The 17,955-nt window shown below is 73.8% G+C and carries 18 protein-coding genes; 10 read left to right on the top strand and 8 right to left on the bottom strand.

Annotation, left to right across the window (positions count from 1 at the left end; genetic code table 11):
• Window positions 1–23: 23 nt before the first annotated feature.
• From FED44_RS26230 to FED44_RS26215, 4 genes are all read right to left on the bottom strand, one after another.
• Entirely contained in the window at window positions 24–2,840 is a 2,817-nt protein-coding gene (locus FED44_RS26230; RefSeq protein WP_138462384.1) for an ATP-binding protein, read from the bottom strand.
• Window positions 2,841–3,003: 163 nt separating this feature from the next.
• A complete protein-coding gene (locus FED44_RS26225) occupies window positions 3,004–3,741 on the bottom strand; it encodes a lysophospholipid acyltransferase family protein (protein ID WP_138462383.1) in 738 nt (245 codons plus the stop codon).
• Window positions 3,742–3,818: 77 nt separating this feature from the next.
• On the bottom strand, window positions 3,819–5,585 hold the full coding sequence (locus FED44_RS26220) for a thiamine pyrophosphate-binding protein (RefSeq protein ID WP_117409038.1): 1,767 nt from the start codon (window positions 5,583–5,585) through the stop codon (window positions 3,819–3,821).
• Complete coding sequence (locus tag FED44_RS26215) at window positions 5,582–6,355, bottom strand: cyclase family protein (RefSeq protein ID WP_117409037.1); 774 nt, start codon at window positions 6,353–6,355, stop codon at window positions 5,582–5,584. The genes FED44_RS26220 and FED44_RS26215 overlap by 4 nt, the downstream gene beginning before the upstream one ends.
• A gap of 202 nt (window positions 6,356–6,557) precedes the next feature.
• Here FED44_RS26215 and dhaK point away from each other — a divergent pair, with 202 nt between their 5' ends.
• From dhaK to dhaM, 3 genes are all read left to right on the top strand, one after another.
• Complete coding sequence (gene dhaK / locus FED44_RS26210) at window positions 6,558–7,550, top strand: dihydroxyacetone kinase subunit DhaK (RefSeq protein ID WP_138462382.1); 993 nt, start codon at window positions 6,558–6,560, stop codon at window positions 7,548–7,550.
• Window positions 7,551–7,661: 111 nt separating this feature from the next.
• Window positions 7,662–8,288, top strand: a complete 627-nt coding sequence (gene dhaL, locus FED44_RS26205) for a dihydroxyacetone kinase subunit DhaL (RefSeq protein WP_138462381.1) — start codon at window positions 7,662–7,664, stop codon at window positions 8,286–8,288.
• 83 nt (window positions 8,289–8,371) lie between these two features.
• On the top strand, window positions 8,372–8,746 hold the full coding sequence (gene dhaM / locus FED44_RS26200) for a dihydroxyacetone kinase phosphoryl donor subunit DhaM (RefSeq protein WP_138462380.1): 375 nt from the start codon (window positions 8,372–8,374) through the stop codon (window positions 8,744–8,746).
• Between the two features lie 116 nt (window positions 8,747–8,862).
• Here dhaM and FED44_RS26195 read toward each other — a convergent pair whose 3' ends face one another.
• Complete coding sequence (locus FED44_RS26195; RefSeq protein WP_138462379.1) at window positions 8,863–9,378, bottom strand: MarR family winged helix-turn-helix transcriptional regulator; 516 nt, start codon at window positions 9,376–9,378, stop codon at window positions 8,863–8,865.
• Between the two features lie 67 nt (window positions 9,379–9,445).
• Between FED44_RS26195 and FED44_RS26190 the strand changes: the two genes are divergently transcribed.
• Together FED44_RS26190 and FED44_RS26185 are read left to right on the top strand one after the other, a co-directional pair.
• The gene (locus tag FED44_RS26190; RefSeq protein ID WP_187406021.1) at window positions 9,446–9,967 is read left to right on the top strand and encodes an HGxxPAAW family protein; all 522 of its coding nucleotides are present in this window, start codon (window positions 9,446–9,448) and stop codon (window positions 9,965–9,967) included.
• A gap of 320 nt (window positions 9,968–10,287) precedes the next feature.
• Window positions 10,288–10,893, top strand: a complete 606-nt coding sequence (locus tag FED44_RS26185) for a DinB family protein (RefSeq protein ID WP_208759174.1) — start codon at window positions 10,288–10,290, stop codon at window positions 10,891–10,893.
• Between the two features lie 75 nt (window positions 10,894–10,968).
• Here FED44_RS26185 and FED44_RS26180 read toward each other — a convergent pair whose 3' ends face one another.
• On the bottom strand, window positions 10,969–11,223 hold the full coding sequence (locus FED44_RS26180; protein WP_036321177.1) for a Smr/MutS family protein: 255 nt from the start codon (window positions 11,221–11,223) through the stop codon (window positions 10,969–10,971).
• 78 nt (window positions 11,224–11,301) lie between these two features.
• Complete coding sequence (locus FED44_RS26175; RefSeq protein ID WP_117409046.1) at window positions 11,302–11,730, bottom strand: CBS domain-containing protein; 429 nt, start codon at window positions 11,728–11,730, stop codon at window positions 11,302–11,304.
• Window positions 11,731–11,895: 165 nt separating this feature from the next.
• Here FED44_RS26175 and FED44_RS26170 point away from each other — a divergent pair, with 165 nt between their 5' ends.
• Both FED44_RS26170 and FED44_RS26165 read left to right on the top strand, forming a co-directional pair.
• Window positions 11,896–13,290 (top strand): aminopeptidase P family protein, encoded by a 1,395-nt coding sequence (locus FED44_RS26170; RefSeq protein WP_138462378.1) that lies wholly within the window; start codon window positions 11,896–11,898, stop codon window positions 13,288–13,290.
• A gap of 128 nt (window positions 13,291–13,418) precedes the next feature.
• Entirely contained in the window at window positions 13,419–14,066 is a 648-nt protein-coding gene (locus FED44_RS26165; protein ID WP_117409045.1) for a 4'-phosphopantetheinyl transferase family protein, read from the top strand.
• Here FED44_RS26165 and FED44_RS26160 read toward each other — a convergent pair.
• Window positions 14,046–14,987, bottom strand: coding sequence for a cation diffusion facilitator family transporter (locus FED44_RS26160; RefSeq protein ID WP_117409031.1), 942 nt, complete (start codon window positions 14,985–14,987; stop codon window positions 14,046–14,048). The genes FED44_RS26165 and FED44_RS26160 overlap by 21 nt on opposite strands.
• A 38-nt stretch (window positions 14,988–15,025) precedes the next feature.
• Here FED44_RS26160 and FED44_RS26155 point away from each other — a divergent pair, with 38 nt between their 5' ends.
• The 3 genes from FED44_RS26155 (at window position 15,026) to FED44_RS26145 (ending at window position 17,942) form a co-directional block, all read left to right on the top strand.
• Entirely contained in the window at window positions 15,026–15,502 is a 477-nt protein-coding gene (locus FED44_RS26155; RefSeq protein WP_244302275.1) for a MarR family winged helix-turn-helix transcriptional regulator, read from the top strand.
• 116 nt (window positions 15,503–15,618) lie between these two features.
• A complete protein-coding gene (locus FED44_RS26150; RefSeq protein ID WP_117409029.1) occupies window positions 15,619–16,266 on the top strand; it encodes an LppX_LprAFG lipoprotein in 648 nt (215 codons plus the stop codon).
• A complete protein-coding gene (locus FED44_RS26145; RefSeq protein WP_244302273.1) occupies window positions 16,263–17,942 on the top strand; it encodes an MFS transporter in 1,680 nt (559 codons plus the stop codon). Before FED44_RS26150 ends, FED44_RS26145 begins: the two co-directional genes overlap by 4 nt.
• Window positions 17,943–17,955 lie beyond the last annotated feature (13 nt).

The raw sequence follows: 17,955 nt of genomic DNA, 5'->3' as shown, positions 1-17,955 counted from the left end.
GGTTCGTGCCGGGCCGGACGTGGTCAGGCGGGCGGCGCGATCTGGGTCCGCGAGCGGACGCCGAGCTTGCGCAGCACGGTGGCGACGTGGGTCTCCACCGTGCGCGTCGACAGGAAGAGCACATCGGCGATCTCCCGGTTGGTCCGGCCGAGCGCGACGAGCCGGGCCACCTCCTTCTCCCGCTGCGACAGCCCGCCGGCCTTCCTCCCCCGCCCGCCCGGCAGCCGGACCTCCACGCCGATCTCGCGCAGCAGCCGCCGGCAGCGGGCGGCGTCGTGCGTCGCGCCGAGGCGGGCGTACCGCTCGGCCGTCTCCCTGAGCGCGGGGGTGGCGGCTCCGTCCCCGAGGGCGAGCCGGGCCCGCGCCTCGCCCTCCGCCGCCCGCGCCGCGGCGTACGGCTGGGGCAGGACCCCGTACGCCCGGCGGGCGCGGGCGAACAGGCCGGCGGCGTCGGCGTGCCGGCCCTCCGCGGACGCGAGCGCGGCCAGCGCGGCGTCGAGCGCGGCGTGCGCGGCGGGGGCGACCCGGCCCGCGACTCCTCCGGCGTACTCGGTCGCCAGGTCGTGGGCCGCGCGCAGCCGGCCGGCCGCGGCGAACGCGGTCACGGCGGACGGCACCAGCGTCGCGCCCCACACCCACACGCCCTTGCGGCGCAGCCGGACGACCGCCCGCTCGGCCTCCGCCACCGCGGCGTCCACCCTGCCGCGGGCGAGGTGCAGCTCGACGAGGCCACCGGCGGCGGCCGCCACGACCGGGGCGTGCCGCGACTCCGGCGCGTCCAGCCCCGCGTTGTGGAAGTGCTTGAGTGCCTCCTCCCACTCGCCCGTCGCCAGGGCGAGCAGGCCGAGCACCAGCCAGAGGTCCACCGCGATCAGCGGGGTCTCGGTGGCCAGCTCCCCCAGGGACGCCGCCCGGTCGCGGAGCCCGTCCCAGCGTCCGGTGAGCCACTCCCTGCGGATCGTGGAGGCCTCGACGAGATAGGCGGGATACTGCGCGCCGGTCTCCAGCGCGAGCCGCCGGCCCTCCCGCGCGAACCGCTCGGCCGCACCGTAGAGCCCCAGCGTGGTCGCCGAGTCGTGCAGGTTGCAGAACGCCCGGGCGGCCTCCCGCCGCACCTCCGTGACGGGGTCGGCGACCGGAAGCCGGGCGGCGACGGCGAAGGCGTCGGCGGACCCGATCGTCATCTCGAAGGAGGCCCGGTTGGCCAGCACCGCCGCCGCGAGCTCCGGGTTGTCGGCGGCGGCGACGAGCGCCTCGGCGCGGGCCATCCATCCCGCGTGCTCCGACACCGGTTCGTCACCCCACTCCGGCATCGCCAGGCTGGCCCAGCCGCGCGCCGCCAGCGTCGGGCGGTCGCTCAGCTCGGCGAGGGCGGCCGTCATCTCCGGCCGCCCGGCGGCGACGTCGCCGGCCTGGTTGGACAGCACCAGACCGAGGTTCAGGCGCACCTCGCCGCGTACGTCGCCGGACAGGAACTCGCCGCGCAGCAGGTGACGGAGCAGCCGTACCACCCGCTGGTGCGACAGGCCGGTCGCGGCGAGCCGGCTCAGCATGAGGGCGAGCGGGCCGCGGGCCGGGGCGGGCAGGCCGGGATCGTCGAGCATCCCCTCGATGACCTCCACGGCCAGGGCGGTGTCGCCGAGCGCGGCGGCCTGCCGGGCGGCGGCCGTGCCGTGGCCGATCCAGGCCGCGGTGTCCCCGGCGTGCCGGGCGTGGAACGCGAGCTGCACCAGCGGCGGCGACTCCATCGCCCCGAGCGCGGTCATCGCCCGGTCGTGCGCCGACCTGCGGTCCGGGCCGGGAACGGCGTCGTAGACGGCCTGCTGGGCCAGCGCGTGGCGGAAGCCGTACCGGCCGCCGGGGTGCTCGTGCAGCACTCCGGCGCGCAGCGCCTCGCCCAGCCCGGCGGAGTCGCCGCTCACCGCCGCGATCAGATGCTCGTCCGCGGGGAGCCCCAGCACCGCCGCCGCCTGCACCGCGCCCACCGCCGCCGGGGACAGGCAGGCCATCCGCTCCGCCATGGCCTCACGCAGCAGCAGCGGCACACCGGCACGTTCCAGGGCGTCGGGCTCCTCGACGCCGGGCAGCGAACGGATTATCTCCTCCACCACGAACGGGATGCCGGCCGTGCGCTCGTACAGCCGCGCGACGAACCCGGCCGGCAGGTCGGAGCGCTCCAGCAGCGCGCCGGCCAGGCTGCCCACGCCGGACACGTCCAGCGGGGTCAGCCGGACCGTCAGGTGCGCGGTGTCGGGCTGGTGCCGGTAGGCGAGGCCGAGCGGCGGCCCGGGCGGACCGCCCTCCTCGCGCCTGCGGGTCACCACGACCGCGAGGCCCTCTGGCGGCTGGCCGCTCAGGAACCGCAGCAGGTCGCGGGTGCCGTCGTCGGCCCAGTGCAGGTCCTCGATCACCAGCACGGCCGGTCCGACGGCCGTCAGCAGGGCGCGTATCCCCCGGAACACCCGGTGCCGTTCGGCCCGCGGATCGTTCAGCGGCTGCGGCGACGGGGGCAGCGCGCCGGCCAGTTCGGGCAGGTGCCCGCGCAGCGCCCCGGTGACCGGGTTGAGCCGGTGCGCCGCCGGGAGCCGTCCCCTGATGTCCCGCAGCGCCTCGAAGACCGGCCCGTACGGGAAGGGCTCGCGGATCTGGTGGCAGTAGCCGAGCAGGACGGCGCGGTCGCCGCGCGGGAGCCGGTCCAGCGCGGCGCGGACGAGCCGGGTCTTGCCGATGCCCGCCTCGCCCTCCACCAGGACCACCGCGGGCGGGCGGGCCATCGCGTCGATCAGGGTCGCCAGCTCGGGTGCGCGCCCGACCAGCGGGGACGAGGGCACGATGCTCATGCACGGCTCCAAGGTGACGATTGCGAGGCCCCCGAGCCAGTTATCCCCGCCCCTTGACTTATGGTCAAGCCTTGTACGTAACAGCCTTGTTGCGGAAGCGGTCATATCTCGCGCAGCGGTGTCACACCGGCGGGCGGGCCCGCCGGTGACGGCGAGCCTCGGGCTACCTCCGCCGGGAGCGGTCGGCGGCGTCGAGGGCGGCGGCCTCCTCGGGGGTGGGGGCGGTGCCGCCGAGATGGGCCGGCTGCCACCACACGCCCTCCGGCCGGTCGGGATAGGTCCGCTGGGCCTCGTCGAGCAGGTCCGCCATCCGCCGCCGCAGGTCCGCGGTGAGCCCGGCGATGTCGTCGCCGATGCCGGGGTGCAGGGGCTCGCCGACCAGGATCGTGATCGGGACGTGCCGCTGCAGCAGCCGGCGGGGCCGCCCCTTGGTCCACAGCCGCTGGCCGCCCCACAGGGCGACCGGGATCACCGGCACACCGGCCTCGGCCGCCATCCGGATCGGGCCGCTCTTGATCTCCTTGAGCGTGAACGACCGGCTGATCGTCGCCTCGGCGAAGTTCCCGACGATCTCGCCGTCCTTCAGGGCGCGTACGGCGGCGTCGTAGGCGCCCGCGCCGGCCGACCGGTCCACCGGGATGTGGTGCATGCCGCGCATCAGGGGACCCGACACGGGATGGTCGAAGACCTCCTTCTTCGCCATGAACCGGACCAGCCGCCCGGCGGGGTGGGCCGCGAAGCCGGCGAAGACGAAGTCGAGGTAGCTGACGTGGTTGCTCGCCAGGACCGCGCCGCCGCCGCGAGGGATCCGCTCCGTGCCCTCCAGGTGGAACCTGAGGTCGAGCAGTCTGAAGGCGGTCAGGGCGGTCCGCAGAACCGGCGGGTACACGATCTCAGCCATGCCTGAAACCGTAACCTACTCACGCGTAACTTCTACGGCCGCCCGTTCTCCTCGGACGTGTCACGCGGGACCGCGCCTCAGTGCCCGCGGAACGCCTCCTCCAGCCACCACGCGGGGGTGTCGGCGGTGACCTTCGCGTGGACGACGAGCGGCTTGTCGCGCGGGCCCTTCAGCCAGGCGGCGACGCCGGCCAGGTCCTCCTCCGTCCGCACGGTCACCGCCTCGCACCCGAAGCCCCGGCCGATCCCGGCGATGTCCACGGGCGGGAAGGTGACGACGCCGAGCGGGAGCCCGTGCGGGGCGAAGTGGTGCACCTCCGCGCCGTACTCCTCGTCGTCGTAGACGACGATCATCATCGGCAGGCCGAGCCGTACGACCGTCTCCAGTTCGGCGATGCCCATCAGGGCGCCGCCGTCGCCCAGCGCGGCGACCGTCACGCGGTCGGGCCGCGCGAGGGCCGCCCCGATCGCGGTGGCGAGGCCCAGACCGATCGACTGGAACGCCTGGGTGAAGCAGAACGCGCTGCCGTCGGGCACGGTGAGGAACATCGAGGGATAGCCCATGAAGTTGCCCGAGTCGACGGCCACCAGGCGCTCCTCCGGGAGCAGGTCGTCGAGCCCGATCGTCAGCGTGCGGGGGTCGATGCGCCCCCCCGCGCTGGTGTCCTCGTACGGGACGTCGCGCCAGCGCCCTTCCCGGGCGATCCGTGCGGCGATCTCGGGGGTGCGGTAGCCGGTCGCGGGCTCACCGCGGCCCCCGGGCCCGGCGAGCAGGGCGCCGACCGCCCGCGCGGTCTCACGGACGTCGCCGACGACTCCGAGGTCCACCTCGCGGTGCACGCCGAGGGCGTCGGGGTCGAGGTCGACCTGGACCACCTTGGCCTCCGGCCCGATGAGCGTGCCGTGCCGGGTGGTCCACATGGTGAACGAGCACCCCCACCCGACGACGAGGTCGGCCTCGCGGATCAGCTCGGCCGCGAGCGGGGTGGCGAACCCGCCGCTCACGTCGAGATCCCAGGGGCTGCCGTGGAAGTGGCCCTTGGCGACCGCCGAGGTGGCGAACAGCGCGCCGACGTGCTCACCGAGCGCCTCCAGTTCGCGTCGGGCGCCCCGCGCGCCCCGCCCGGCCACGAAGACCGGGCGGCTCGCACCGGCCAGCAGCCGCGCGAACCGGGTGAGCGCGTCGGACGGCTCCGCCGCGAGCCCTTCGGGCTCCCCCTCCTCCGCCTCCGCGGCCGCCTCGGCGGGCGGCTCCAGGGGGAAGGTGAGCCCCCAGGGCGCGGGGACGCGGCTCGCCACGCCGCGGTGCGCGCCGCCCCGGCCCGCCACCAGTTCGCGTACGGACCCGGCGACCTCCTCGGGAAGCTCCTCGGCCTGCACGTCCAGCGGCAGGTTGAGCACCACGGTGCGCCGCCCGAGCAGGGCGGCGAGGAAGGCCATCACGGTGTCGTCCACGACCGTCTCGGCCGACCCGATCCGGGCGCAGTGCGCGCCCACGGCCTCGGCGAGCGCGGTCTGGTCGATCCGGAAGTTGGAGGTGGGCGAGGTCACCTCCGGGGCGAGCACCAGCAGCGGCGTCCGGCTCTTGGCCGCCTCGGTGACGCCGGTCAGCGCGTTGGTCAGGCCGGGCCCCTGGTGGACCGACACGACCGTGACCGTGCCGCTCATCCGCGCGTACGCGTCGGCCATCGTGGCGGCGCCGCACTCGTGCCGCGCCGCGACGTACCGGACGCCGTGCTCGGCGAGCGCGTTGGTGACGTGGAAGTTGCCGCTGCCGACGACGCCGAAGGCCGCCCTCACGCCGAGGGAGGCGAGGACCGCGCCGACGGCCTCCGCGACGTTCACCGCTCCACCAGCGCCAGCACGCGGACCGGGCTGCCCGAGCCGCCGACGATCGGCAGCGGGCCCGCGATCACCACCGCGCCGACCGGCGGCAGCCGGTCGAGGTTACGCAGCTGGGTCAGGCCGTACTTGCCCGCGCCGAGCAGGAACGAGTGACAGGGGAACGCGGGGTCGAAGGAGTGCGCGGCGCCCGCGTCGGTGCCCACGGTCTCCACGCCGATGCCCGCGATCGGCGTCTCCTCGGCGAGGAACCGGGCGCAGTCGGCCGACATGCCGGGCGTGTGCGGGCCCGTCTCGTCGGCGTTGAGGAACTCCCCCTGATCGTGGGCGCGTACGTCCCAGCCGGTGCGGTAGAGCAGCCAGCCGCCGTCGGGCAGCGGGCCGTGCTCGGACTCCCAAGCCTTGACGTGGTCGATCTCCAGCAGGAAGTCGGGGTTCTCCGCCGACTGAGCGCTGAAGTCCAGCACGACCGCGGGGGCGATCAGCCGGGCGGGGGCGACCTGCGACACGTCCTCGCCGTCACGCCCGGTCACCCAGTGGACCGGGGCGTCGAAGTGCGTGCCGGTGTGCTCGCCGGTCGTGAAGTTGTTCCAGTACCAGGCCGGGCCGCGGTCGTCGTACCGGCTGATCTCCTGGAGCGTGAACGGCACCGTCTGGCCGAACGGCTCCGGCAGGGCGAGGATCGGTGTCCGCTCGCTCAACGGCGCGGTGAGGTCCAGGACGTCGATCCCCCCTCCCCGGATGCCGTCCACCAGATCCCGCAACACCGACATTCCGCCTCCCCAACAGTCTGGACACCCCCTGCCGATCCTCCTACACCGCCACCCCCGAACGCCATATGACGCGCTTTACACAAGCGGAGCCGTACGGACGACGGCCCTTGACGCGGCCGGTCCGCGCGGACGAAGGTCGAGGACGGGCCGATCGGGCCTGCGGCGGCGCGAGGAAGCGCGTGGAGGAACGAGGGAGACGTCTGTGAAAAAGCTGATCAACGGCGCCGGCTCGCTCGTCTCCGACGCGCTGCGCGGCATGGCCGCGGCCCACCCCTCGCTCCGCGTGGACCTGGAGAACGCCGTCGTCTTCCGCGCGGAGGGCCCCCGTCCCGGCAAGGTCGGGCTGGTCTCCGGCGGCGGCTCGGGGCACGAGCCCCTGCACGCCGGGTTCGTCGGGCACGGCATGCTCGACGCGGCCTGTCCCGGGGAGGTCTTCACCTCGCCCGTGCCCGACCAGCTCGTCGAGGCCACCAAGGGCGTGGACGGCGGGGCGGGCGTGCTGCACATCGTGAAGAACTACACCGGCGACGTGCTGAACTTCGAGATGGCCGCCGAGCTCAGCGGCGACGAGGGCGTCGAGGTCGCCACCGTGCTGGTGAACGAAGACGTGGCCGTGCGCGACTCCCTCTACACGGCGGGCCGCCGGGGCACCGGCGCCACGCTGTTCGTGGAGAAGATCGCAGGTGCGCTGGCGGAGACCGGCGCGCCCCTCGCCGAGGTGGCGCGGGTGGCCCGGGAGGTCAACGAGCGGAGCCGGTCCTTCGGCGTGGCGCTGACGCCCTGCACCGTGCCGGCGGCGGGCAAGCCCACCTTCGAACTCGGCGAGACGGAGATCGAGCTCGGCATCGGCATCCACGGCGAGCCCGGCCGCGCCCGCGCCGCGATGGGCGAGGCCCGGGAGATCGCCCGCATCGCCGTGGACGCGATCGCCGACGACCTGCCGCCGTCCGGCGAGACGCTGGTGATGCTCAACGGCATGGGCGGGACGCCGCTCATCGAGCTGTACGTCGTCTTCGCCGAGGTGGAGGCGTACCTTCGGGAGAAGGGCGCGACGGTCGTGCGCAGCCTGGTCGGCAACTACGTGACCAGCCTCGACATGCAGGGCTTCATGGTGACGACCTGCGCGCTGACCGGCGAGCTCACCCGGCTGTGGGACGCGCCGGTGGAGACGCCCGCGCTGCGCTGGGGCCGCTGACCGCCGCCCGGCCGGGACGTGTGCCCCGGAAGGCGCCTTCAGCTCGGTCCCGAGACCCCCTCTGAGATCCGCCCTGAGATCCGTCCTGAGATCCGCCCTGGGAGCCGCTTCGTGAACACCGAGTTCTTCGCCGCCTGGATCGAGGAGATCACTTCCGCCGTACGGGCCGGGCGCGACCACCTCACCGAGCTGGACGCCGCGATCGGCGACGCCGACCACGGGACGAACCTCGACCGCGGGTTCACCGCCGTAGGCGAGGCGCTGGCCGCCGCCCCGCCGGGGACCCCCGGCGCGCTCCTCGTGCTGACGGGCACCACGCTGATCCGCAAGGTGGGCGGCGCCTCCGGCCCCCTCTACGGCACCGCCTTCCGGGAGATGGGCAAGGCGTTCGGCGAGGCCACCGAGATCTCGCCGGCCGAGCTGAGCGCGGGCGTGGACGCGGCCCTGGCCGGCGTACGGCGCCTCGGCTCGGCGGCGGAGGGCGACAAGACGATGGTCGACGCCCTCGCCCCCGCCGCCGCGGCGCTGTCCCGGGCCGTACGGGACGGGCTGAAGCCGGAGGAGGCCCTGGAGGCGGCGGCCACGGCGGCGGCGGGGGGGGCGAGGGCCACGGTGCCGCTGCAGGCGCGCAAGGGCAGGGCGAGCTACCTGGGACCACGCAGCGTCGGGCACGAGGACCCCGGCGCGGCCTCGACCGCTCTCGTCTTCGGCGCGCTCAGGGCCGCCGCCTCCCGATGACCGGGAGGTGGGCGCGGCGTTTCCGGGGAGGACGTGGCGCGCCCGGCTCACGTTCCGATCACGCAGCACGGCAGGAGTGACGAATGGTCGGCATCGTACTGATCTCGCACAGCGGCGGCCTGGCCGCGGAGACGGCCGCGCTGGCCAGGCAGATCGGCGGGGCGAAGGTGCCGCTGGCGGCGGCCGGGGGCACCGAGGACGGCGGTCTCGGCACCAGCCCCGACCGGGTGAGCGCGGCGGTCGAGGAGGTGGACCAGGGGGACGGTGTCGTGCTGATCCCCGACCTGGGCAGCTCGGTGCTGACCGCCCGGCTGCTGGAGAGCCCCGGCCGGGTGGTGATCGCCGACGTGCCGTTCGTGGAGGGTGCCGTCTCCGCGGTCGTGGCCGCGGGCGGCGGAGCGTCTCTCGACGGCGTGCTGGCCGCCGCCGAGGAGGCATGGCACTTCCGCAAGCTCTGAGCCTCCGGCCCGGGCCCGCGCTCAGCGGCTGACCGGCCACCGCCGCTCCCGCCGACTGGCGAGGGCCCCTTCGACGCGCTCCGGGAGGTCGCGGATCTCGCCGGTCTCCGGCGGCCTCAGCGACTCCGCGTGCGCCGGGTGCGGGGCACACCGGCGTGCTCGTCGCGCCGGATCTCCTCCAGGTACGTCCGCATGAGGTCGCCCGCGCGGGTGAACCAGTCGGACAGCACGGCGATCTCGCCGGGCGTGTAGTCGGCGAACAGCTCGTTGAGCCTCCGGTAGAAGGGTTCGTATACGGCCGTCGCCGTGACGACCGCGTCCGGGTCGGCGACGACCCGCACCCGCCGCCGGTCCGCCGGGTCCGCCTCCCGATGCGCGTACCCGGCCCGTTCGAGGCGGTTCAGCACGCCGGTCACCGCGCCCGTGGTGAGGCCGGCCTGCCGGGCGAGCGTGCCCGCGCTGATCGGGTCGTCCCCCGCCGCCAGGACGAAGCCGAGACAGGTCAGGTCGGTGACGTTCAGCCCGAGCCGCTGGGCGATGTCCTGCTGTCCGACCAGGCTGAGCGCGATCAGCTGGTCCATTCCGGCGAGGGCCTGCTCGTGCGTCGCCTCCGGGCGCGGCTTGCCCTCCATCGGCAGTCTCCTTAGTATCTAAGATGTTTAGTAGATAAGATAATTCTTCCCCGCATCGAGGAGAATCATGAGCGGCCTGCACGACGACGTCGATCTCGGGCACACGATCGCGGGCTGGACCGGCTGCGCCGTCGTGCTGGCCGGCTGCACGACGGTGGGGGTGGCGATGTGCGCGGCCTGGCCGCTCGGCATCCGCCTCGGCCTCGCCGTGATCGTCCTGGGTGGTCTGGTCACCTGGGCGCTGCACCTCGCGGGGTGGGGCAAGCCCAGTGGCCCCCGGCCTCCGGAGCAGTGGGACTGGCGGGTGAAGGACCCGATGACGGGCCACGACCGTTGCCTCGCCTGCCGACTCGCGGGCCGCCCGAGCGCCCCGGCGACCAGCCCGGAGATTAGCCCGGTGCACCGGTCCGCGTACGGCGCCGAAGTCCTACGCGGGAGCGGGAGCGGAATCGGCCGGGAGGCCACCACCGGCGGTGCCGTGGCCCCCGGTGCCGCCGTCCCCGGCCTGGTGCGGGTCCCGTCGTCCGACGCCGTCCCGGTCGCGGTGGAGGTCACGCGCGCGCCCGTGACCGTACCGCCACGGCGATGACGACCAGCCCGGCGCCGGGCGTCCGGGGCCGGTGGCGGCGCGGCCTCTCCTCCCCAGGGATCCATCGAGTCATGTTCTGATCTTCGCTTGCCCGAGTCCACCGGCCATCAGGAGCACGACGACGGGCAGGACAACGGCCGGCACCACGATGGAGATCGTCTGGACCGCCGCTTCGGCGGCACTCAAGTGGTGCAGGTGGAGGCCGCGAAACACCGACCTGGGCGGTGTTCGGCTGGTCCGGGTCGCGGTCGCTGACGAGGGGCGTGCGACCGCGCGGATATTCGGTGGCTCCCGGAGTCCACATGGCCGAGGATGCTGTGATGACCACCTCTGATGCGGGCGAACCCCTTCTCACGCGCTGGACGAAGTCGACCGTGTACCGCGACATGTGGGTCGACCCGGACGACGACCCGCGCGAAACCGATGTCGCGGCGATCGACGAACGAGGCGTGCTGCTCGACTATCTGCGCCACTACCGCCTGACCATGGAAATGAAATGCGCGGGCCTGGATGCCGAACAGCTTGCCCAGCGGTCCGTACCACCGTCCACGATGTCCCTGCTTGGGCTGGTGCGGCATCTGACTGAGGGAGAGAGACACCTGCGCCGGGTCATGGCCGGCGAGGACGCGCCGCACCTGTACCGCACCGACGAGGACCGCGACGGCGACTGGAACGGCGCGATCGCCGACCCGGCGGTCGTGGAGGATGCCTGGCGGCAGTGGCGCACCGAGGTGGAGCGCACCGACCAGTTCGTGGCCGGAGTCGCCGACCTCGGCACCTGGAACGCCGGCGTCTCCGACCTCGGCCCAGACGGGGCGGACCTGCAGCTTCGCGACATCCTGGTGGCGCACATCGTGGAGTACGCGCGGCACTGCGGCCACGCCGACCTCCTGCGCGAGCGCATCGACGGCCGCGTCGGCCAATAACCGATGAGCCCCCGAGCCACGGCACGCGCAGCGGTCACCTCATAGAGCGCCCGGCAACGATCACGCGTCGGGCCCTTACTTCCACTGGAAATAGACGAACAGACGGCCGTGGTTCTTGGCGTCCTTGTCGATCCGGTGGTAGAGCGCCTTGATCTCCTTCTGCTCCAGGAAGCGCAGCACCTTCTTCTTGAGCTGGCCGGACCCCTTGCCGGGGATGATCTCCACCTGCGTCGCCTTCTTGCGTACGGCCTCCTGGATGATGCCGTGCAGCGCCCGGTCGATCTCGCTGCCCTTGTTGTAGATGTCGTGGAGGTCCAGCTTCAGCTTCACACGAGCCAGTCTAGATCGCCGCCCGCGCGGCGGCACGGGGCGAGGCGGCCGAGGGCGGCCCCGCCCCGCGGGGGGCCGTCAGCCGTTGATGTAGCCGACCAGGGCCTCCCGTTCGCTCTCCAGTTCCTGGATCGAAGTCTTGACCACGTCGCCGATGCTGACGATGCCCGCCAGCCGGCCGTCGCGGACCACGGGCACGTGCCGGATCCGGTGGTTGGTCATCGTGCGGCGCAGGTCGTCCACGTTGGCGTCCGGGCCGCAGGTGCGCACCTCCGAGGTCATGATCGACGAGACGGGCCGGCCGAGCAGCGCGGCCCCGTGCTCGTGCAGCCGCCGGACGACGTCGCGTTCCGACACGATGCCGTCGATGGACAGGCCATCCTCCGACACCACCACCGCACCGATGTTCAGCTCCGCCAGCCGGGCGAGAAGCTCTGACACCGTGGCGTGCGGTGGAACGGTCGCCACGCCTGTTCCCTTACTCTGCAAGATCGTCCCGATAAGCATCGACACCGCCTTCCCAGGGGCACCCGGGGGACTCGTCCCCGTCTTTCCCGCGCCGGCCGCCCGGCGCGGCGCATCCTGTTTCCCCAGGCAACAGCGACCGTCTTCCCTCGTCAAGGGCCTCCGCCCCTACGATGGCCAAATATCGCCGCCACCTGGAGATGATCGATGACGGACAAGCAGCTCAACACGGGAAGTCACGATCTCCCGATCCCGGCGGCGCTCGCGGAGTTCATGCGGGGCGGCTGGGCCGGCGCAGCGGAGACCGCGCCGGCGCCGCTGCCCGTCGCCGCGTACGCCGCCAAGCGGCGGGCCCGGCTCGCCGAACGCCTGCCCGGCGAGCGGCTGGTCATCCCCTCCGGCACCCTGGTCGCGCGCAGCAACGACGACGACCACCGGTTCCGGGCGCACAGCGCGTTCGCCTACCTGACGGGAGCCCAGCAGCCCGACGAGGTCCTCGTCATCGAGCCGTCCGGCGAGGCGCGGCTCTTCCTGCGCCCCCGCCCGTCCCGGGCCGAGTCGCAGGAGTTCTACCGCGACCGGCGGTACGGCGAGTTCTGGGTGGGCCGCCGGCCCGGTCTCGCCGAGACCGAGGCGGCGTACCAGATCGAGTGCGCGCCCATCGAGAGCCTGCCGGCGGCGCTGCGCCGCCCGGCCCGGGTGCTGCGCGGGGTGGACGCCTCGGTCGACGCGCTGGTCTCCCCTGCGGACGGCGACGCCGAGCTGGCCGCGGTCCTGGCGGAGTTGCGGCTGGTCAAGGACGAGTGGGAGATCGCGGAGCTGCAGCAGGCGGTGGACGCGACCGTGCGCGGGTTCGAGGACGTCGTGCGCGCGCTGCCCGCGGCGATCGCGCATCCGCGCGGCGAGCGGTACGTCGAGGGCGTCTTCGGGCTGCGCTCGCGCCTGGAGGGCAACGCGGTGGGCTACCAGTCCATCGTGGCCTCCGGGGCGCACGCCTGTGTGCTGCACTGGATCCGCAACGACGGACGGCTCGACCCCGCCGAGACGCTGCTGCTGGACGCCGGGGTCGAGGGCGACAACCTCTACACGGCTGACGTCACCCGCACGCTGCCGTTGTCGGGCCGGTTCGGCCCGGTGCAGCGGCAGGTGTACGACCTGGTGTACGAGGCGCAGACGGCGGCCATCGCCGCGCTGCGCCCGGGGGCGCGCTTCCGCGACTTCCACGAGACCGCGATGCGGGTCATCTCCGACGGGCTGGTCGAATGGGGTCTGCTGACGCGGGCACAGGCCGGCGCGGGACTGCACCGGCGCTACACGTTGTGCAGCAGCGGCCACATGCTCGGCCTCGACGTGCACGACTGCGCGCGGGCGCGGGCGGAGACCTACCTCGACGGCGTGCTGGAGGAGGGCCAGGTGCTGACCGTCGAGCCGGGCCTCTATCTCCAGCCCGACGACCTGACGCTGCCGCCTGAACTGCGCGGGATCGGCGTCCGCATCGAGGACGACCTGGTCATCACGGCCGACGGAGCCCGGCTGATGTCGTCCGCGCTGCCGCGCCAGGCGGACGAGATCGAGGAATGGATGTCCGCGCTCGCCGGGTGAGCGCGGGCGAGCCGCGGACGGCGGCCCCGGCGGCCGGTTGAGGGCGGTCGGCGGCGGGTGAGCGAGGCGGGAACCGTCCGGAGCACCCAGTTCACTTGATCGTCACATCGCTGTCCTACAGTGACGGTGTGCGCCCTCCACTGGCCGTGGCCGGCCACACCGACGACGTGCTCGAACTGGCCGGCGGCACCCTGACCCCGGCCGAGCGCGAACGCGCCGAACGCTTCACCCGCAGCGGGGACCGCCGCGACTTCGTCGCCGCCCACCTGCTCGTACGGCACTGCGCCGCCGAACTGCTGGGCACCCGCGCGTGCATGCTGACCGTGGTGCAGCGCTGCGAGGAGTGCGGGCAGGCGCACGGGCGGCCCTGGCTGGCCGAGGCCCCCGAGGTGTCGATCAGCCTCGCGCACACCTCCGGATACGTCTGCGCGGTCGCGGGCTACGGCCGGGTCGGGGTGGACGCCGAGCACGTCACGGGTGGCCCGGCCGACGAGAACCTCGTGGCGCTCGCGCTGACCCCCGCCGAGGCGAAGCTGGTGGGCGACGACAACCGCGGCCTCATCCGCCAGTGGGTGCGCAAGGAGGCGCTGGTCAAGCGGGGCGAGCTGACACTCGGGCGGTTGCGCGAGGCGGACCTGTCGGCCCTGCCGCTGGTGGACGGGCTGACGGTGCCGCTGGAGTGGGAGGGCCGTCACTTCCTCGAGTGGACGGCCGGCACCGTGATCGCCTCCGCCGTCACCGACGAACCCGCCAAGCTACACCTCCTCGGCGGCTGACCGGCCGGGAGTTGGGTCGAGGAACACCTGCTTGATCTCCGGGAAGCGCTCGGTGAGCCGTCGCTCCACCTGGTCGGCGGCGAGCTCCAGCCGCTCCCCCGTCGTCTCGTCCATGAAGTCGATCTTCGCGGCGACCAGGATCTGGCCGGGGCCCATCAGGACGGCGGCGAGCTCGACCACCCCCTCGACCTCCGGCTGCTCGGCCAGCACGTCCTTGATCTTCTCCTGCAGCGAGGCCGGAGGCGCCTGCCCGATCAGCAGCGAGGCGTTGGTCCTGATCAGGGTCAGCGCCACCCAGAGCAGCAGCAGCCCGATGACGATCGACGCGGCGCCGTCCCACACGGCCGATCCGGTGAGCTGCGACAGCACCAGGCCGACGGCCGCCACCGCGATGCCGATCAGGGCGGCCGCGTCCTCCAGCACGACCGCCTTGAGCATGGTGTCGGACGTGCGCTCCAGCAACCGGCCGGGGCTCACCCGCCAGCGCCGGGCCTCGCCGCGCAACTGGCGCAGGGCCCGCCAGAGGGAGACCGACTCGATCGCGAACGACACCGCGAGCACGATGTAGGAGACGCCGATGTCGCCGAGATCCTCGCCCCTGGTGATGGTCTGCCAGCCGTGCGTGAGCGAGAAGCCCGCCCCCACGACCAGGGTGAAGCAGGCGGCCACGATCGCCCACAGATAGGCGGCGCGGCCGTGCCCGAGAGGGTGACGGGCGTCGGCGGGCCGCTCGCCGTGCCGGATCGCGGCGAACAGCACGACCTCAGTGGCGGTGTCGGCGGCCGAGTGGGCGGCCTCCGACAGCATCGCCGAGGAGGAGCTGATCAGACCGGCCACGAGCTTGGCCAGCGCGATCGCGAGATTGGCCGCACCCGCTACCACCACGGTGCCCAGGCTCTCGCCGTTCTCGCCGTCAGGCATACCGCTCCATCCGTTCACTTGATCTTATGCTGGTCGATATGGACCACCACCGCTGGCTGACCCCGCACGAGCAACGCGCCTGGCGGGCCCACCTGGCTGCGCACCGACTCCTCTTCCTCCAACTCGATCGAGAGCTCCAAGGGAGCGGCCTTTCGCTGAACGACTACGAGATCCTGGTCAACCTCTCCGAGAGCCCCGGCCGCCGCATGCGGATGAGCGAGCTCGCCGACGCGACCATCCAGTCGCGCAGCCGCCTGTCCCACCAGATCTCCCGGATGGAGGCGGCGGGTCTGGTCACCCGCGAAGAGTGCGAGGACGACCGGCGGGGCACCTTCGCCGTCCTGACCGATCAGGGGTGGGAGACGATAAGACGGGTGGCGCCGGACCACGTGGACAGCGTCCGACGGCACTTCATCGACCTGATGACCCCCGAGCAGGTGTCCGAGCTGGAACAGATCTACGCGCCCGTCATCGACCATCTGCAGGGGGTCCGCGGCGTCCGGCGAACCAACTAGTGATGACGACGGGGTGGCGGGGGAAGCGCACCGATCCCGAGTTCCCCTGACAAGGTGCGTCAAACCGATTCCCGCGGGAACGCGTGCCACCCCCGCCCGCTCGCTACGATCCGGCTGTGCGAACAATCCTCGGGCTGGTCGTGGCCGGCCTCCTGCTCGTGACCGCCTGCGACGCGAAGAGCGAGACGGCCCTGCCGGACGGCCCCGCCCTGATGAAGCGGTCGGCCGAGGCGATGCGGGGGGTCAAGACGGTGGCCTTCACGATCGAGACGAAGGACAAGCCCGCCGTGCCCGTACGGCACGCCGAGGGCAGCCTCACCAAGGAGGGCGACGCCAAGGGCACCGTGCAGATCGAGATGCTGGGCCTGCAGGAGATCGACTTCGTGCTCGTCGGCGACACGGTCTACTTCAAGGGCCCGACCGGCGGCTACCAGACGATGACCCGGCAGCAGCTCGCGGCGATCTACGACCCCTCCGCCGTGCTCACCGGCGTGCCCGGCCTGCTGTCGGCGGCCCAGGACGTGCGGACGCAGGCGGAGGAGAAGGTGGGTGACACCGCTGCCTACCGGGTGGCGGCCACCCTGCCGCAGGACGCGCTGGCCGCGCTGGTCCCCGGCGTCCAGCAGAAGGTCGCGGGCACGCTCTGGATCGACAAGGCCACCAACCGCCTGCTCAAGATCGACCTGCCGCTCGGCGGCGGCTCGGCCGCCGTCACCCTCGGGGACTACGACGCCCCCGTGACCATCACCCCGCCCAAGCCGTGACCGACCCCGCCGCCACCCCCGTGCGGCGCCGGCGCCTGGCGCTGGCCGTCGGCGGCGCCGCCGTGCTGCTCGCCGCGCTCGACGCGTACGTCGTCGTGACCATCCTGGTGGACATCGCCTCCGACGTCGGCGTGCCGCTCAACCACCTGGAGAGGGCGACCCCGGTCGTGACCGGGTTCCTGCTCGGGTACGTCGCGGCGATGCCGCTGCTGGGCCGGCTGTCCGACCGGTACGGCAGGCGTGGGCTGATCCACGCGTGCCTGGCCGGGTTCGCCGCGGGCTCCCTCCTCACGGCCCTGGCGGCGAGCGTCCCGGCGCTGGTCGCGGGTCGTACGCTCCAGGGCGTCGCGGGCGGCGCGCTGCTGCCGATCACGATGGCCCTCATCGGCGACCTGTGGGACGAACGGGCCCGGCCGGTGGCGCTCGGCGCGGTGGGCGCGGCGCAGGAACTCGGCAGCGTGCTCGGTCCCCTGTACGGCGCGGGCCTGGCCGCGCTCGCCGGATGGCGCGGCATCTTCTGGGTCAACCTCCCGCTCACGCTGATCGCCGCCGTCGCCGTACAGGCGGCGGTGCCCGGCGGCCGGGAGCCGTACGGTGCGGACCACCCGCCACCAGGCCCGGCGCGCCCGCGTCGTTCGCCGGACCTCGCGGAAGCGGGCGCCCCCGCGGGCACGGCGATCGCCGGCGGGACGGACGCCGCCGCACGGCCGGACGTCTCGCCACCGGACGGCTCACCGGTGATCGCCGCACGGGCGAGCACCTCACCGGCGGATGCGTCGCGGGCGGACGCCTCGCGGCCGGATCTGGGCGGCGGAGCGCTGCTGGCGCTGGCCCTCGGCCTGCTGGTCGCGGGGCTGTACAACCCCTCCCCCGGCACCACGGTGCTGCCGCCGTGGGGACTGCCGTGCGTGGCCGCCGGGGCGGTGGCGGCCGTGCTGTTCGTGGTGTGGGAAATCCGCTCGCCGGTCCGGCTGCTCGACCTGACGGGCGTGCCCCGGAGGCCGCTGCTCGCCACGCTCGCGGTGAGCCTGCTCGCCGGGGCGGCGCTGCTGGTCACGCTGGTCGACGTGCAGCTCGTCGCGCAGACGCTGCTCGGCCTCGACGCGGTGGGGGGCGCGCTGGTGCTCACCCGGTTCCTGGCCGCGCTGGCGGTGGCGGCGTTCCTCGGCGGGTTCCTGGTGCGACGGTTCGGCGAGCGGCCGGTGGCCGTGGCGGGCATGGCCCTGGCCGCGGCGGGTTACTGGATGATCTCCCGTTGGCCGCTCGACCTGGCCTCGGCCGGGGTGCGCACGGACGTCGACCTCGTGGTGGCCGGCCTCGGCCTCGGCGTGGTGATCGCCCCCGTCTCCTCCGCGGCGTTGCGCGTGGTCCCGGCGGCGCGGCACGGCGTCGTGTCGGCGGCGGTCGTGGTGGCCCGGATGATGGGCATGCTGCTGGGCGTCGCCGCGCTGTCGGCGTGGGGCTTCCACCGGTTCCAGTCGCTCACCGCGCATCTCGACACGCCGCTGCCGTTCGGTGTGGACCCGGCCGAGTACGCCCGCAGGCTCGCCGAATACACCGCGAAGGTCCGGGCGGCGCTGCACACGGAGTACGCCGAGATCTTCCTGATCACCTGCGGGCTGTGCCTGCTGGGCGCGGTCGCCGCCCTCGCCCTCCCCCGGCGTTCCGCGGACTGAGCCCGACGCCAGG

Origin of the sequence: Microbispora triticiradicis, from assembly GCF_005864065.1 — a bacterium.
Lineage (GTDB): Bacteria > Actinomycetota > Actinomycetes > Streptosporangiales > Streptosporangiaceae > Microbispora > Microbispora triticiradicis.
Note: the sequence above shows the minus strand (reverse complement) of the source record. Positions and strands in the feature narration are given on the sequence as shown.

Bases quoted from the DNA above. Each gene is read 5' to 3' on its own strand.
- FED44_RS26230 (WP_138462384.1), bottom strand. From the start codon at position 2,840: ATGAGCATCGTGCCCTCGTCCCCGCTGGTCGGGCGCGCACCCGAGCTG.
- FED44_RS26225 (WP_138462383.1), bottom strand. From the start codon at position 3,741: ATGGCTGAGATCGTGTACCCGCCGGTTCTGCGGACCGCCCTGACCGCC.
- FED44_RS26215 (WP_117409037.1), bottom strand. From the start codon at position 6,355: ATGTCGGTGTTGCGGGATCTGGTGGACGGCATCCGGGGAGGGGGGATC.
- dhaM (WP_138462380.1), top strand. From the start codon at position 8,372: ATGGTCGGCATCGTACTGATCTCGCACAGCGGCGGCCTGGCCGCGGAG.
- FED44_RS26195 (WP_138462379.1), bottom strand. From the start codon at position 9,378: ATGGAGGGCAAGCCGCGCCCGGAGGCGACGCACGAGCAGGCCCTCGCC.
- FED44_RS26190 (WP_187406021.1), top strand. From the start codon at position 9,446: ATGAGCGGCCTGCACGACGACGTCGATCTCGGGCACACGATCGCGGGC.
- FED44_RS26185 (WP_208759174.1), top strand. From the start codon at position 10,288: ATGACCACCTCTGATGCGGGCGAACCCCTTCTCACGCGCTGGACGAAG.
- FED44_RS26175 (WP_117409046.1), bottom strand. From the start codon at position 11,730: ATGCTTATCGGGACGATCTTGCAGAGTAAGGGAACAGGCGTGGCGACC.
- FED44_RS26170 (WP_138462378.1), top strand. From the start codon at position 11,896: ATGACGGACAAGCAGCTCAACACGGGAAGTCACGATCTCCCGATCCCG.
- FED44_RS26160 (WP_117409031.1), bottom strand. From the start codon at position 14,987: ATGCCTGACGGCGAGAACGGCGAGAGCCTGGGCACCGTGGTGGTAGCG.
- FED44_RS26155 (WP_244302275.1), top strand. From the start codon at position 15,026: ATGGACCACCACCGCTGGCTGACCCCGCACGAGCAACGCGCCTGGCGG.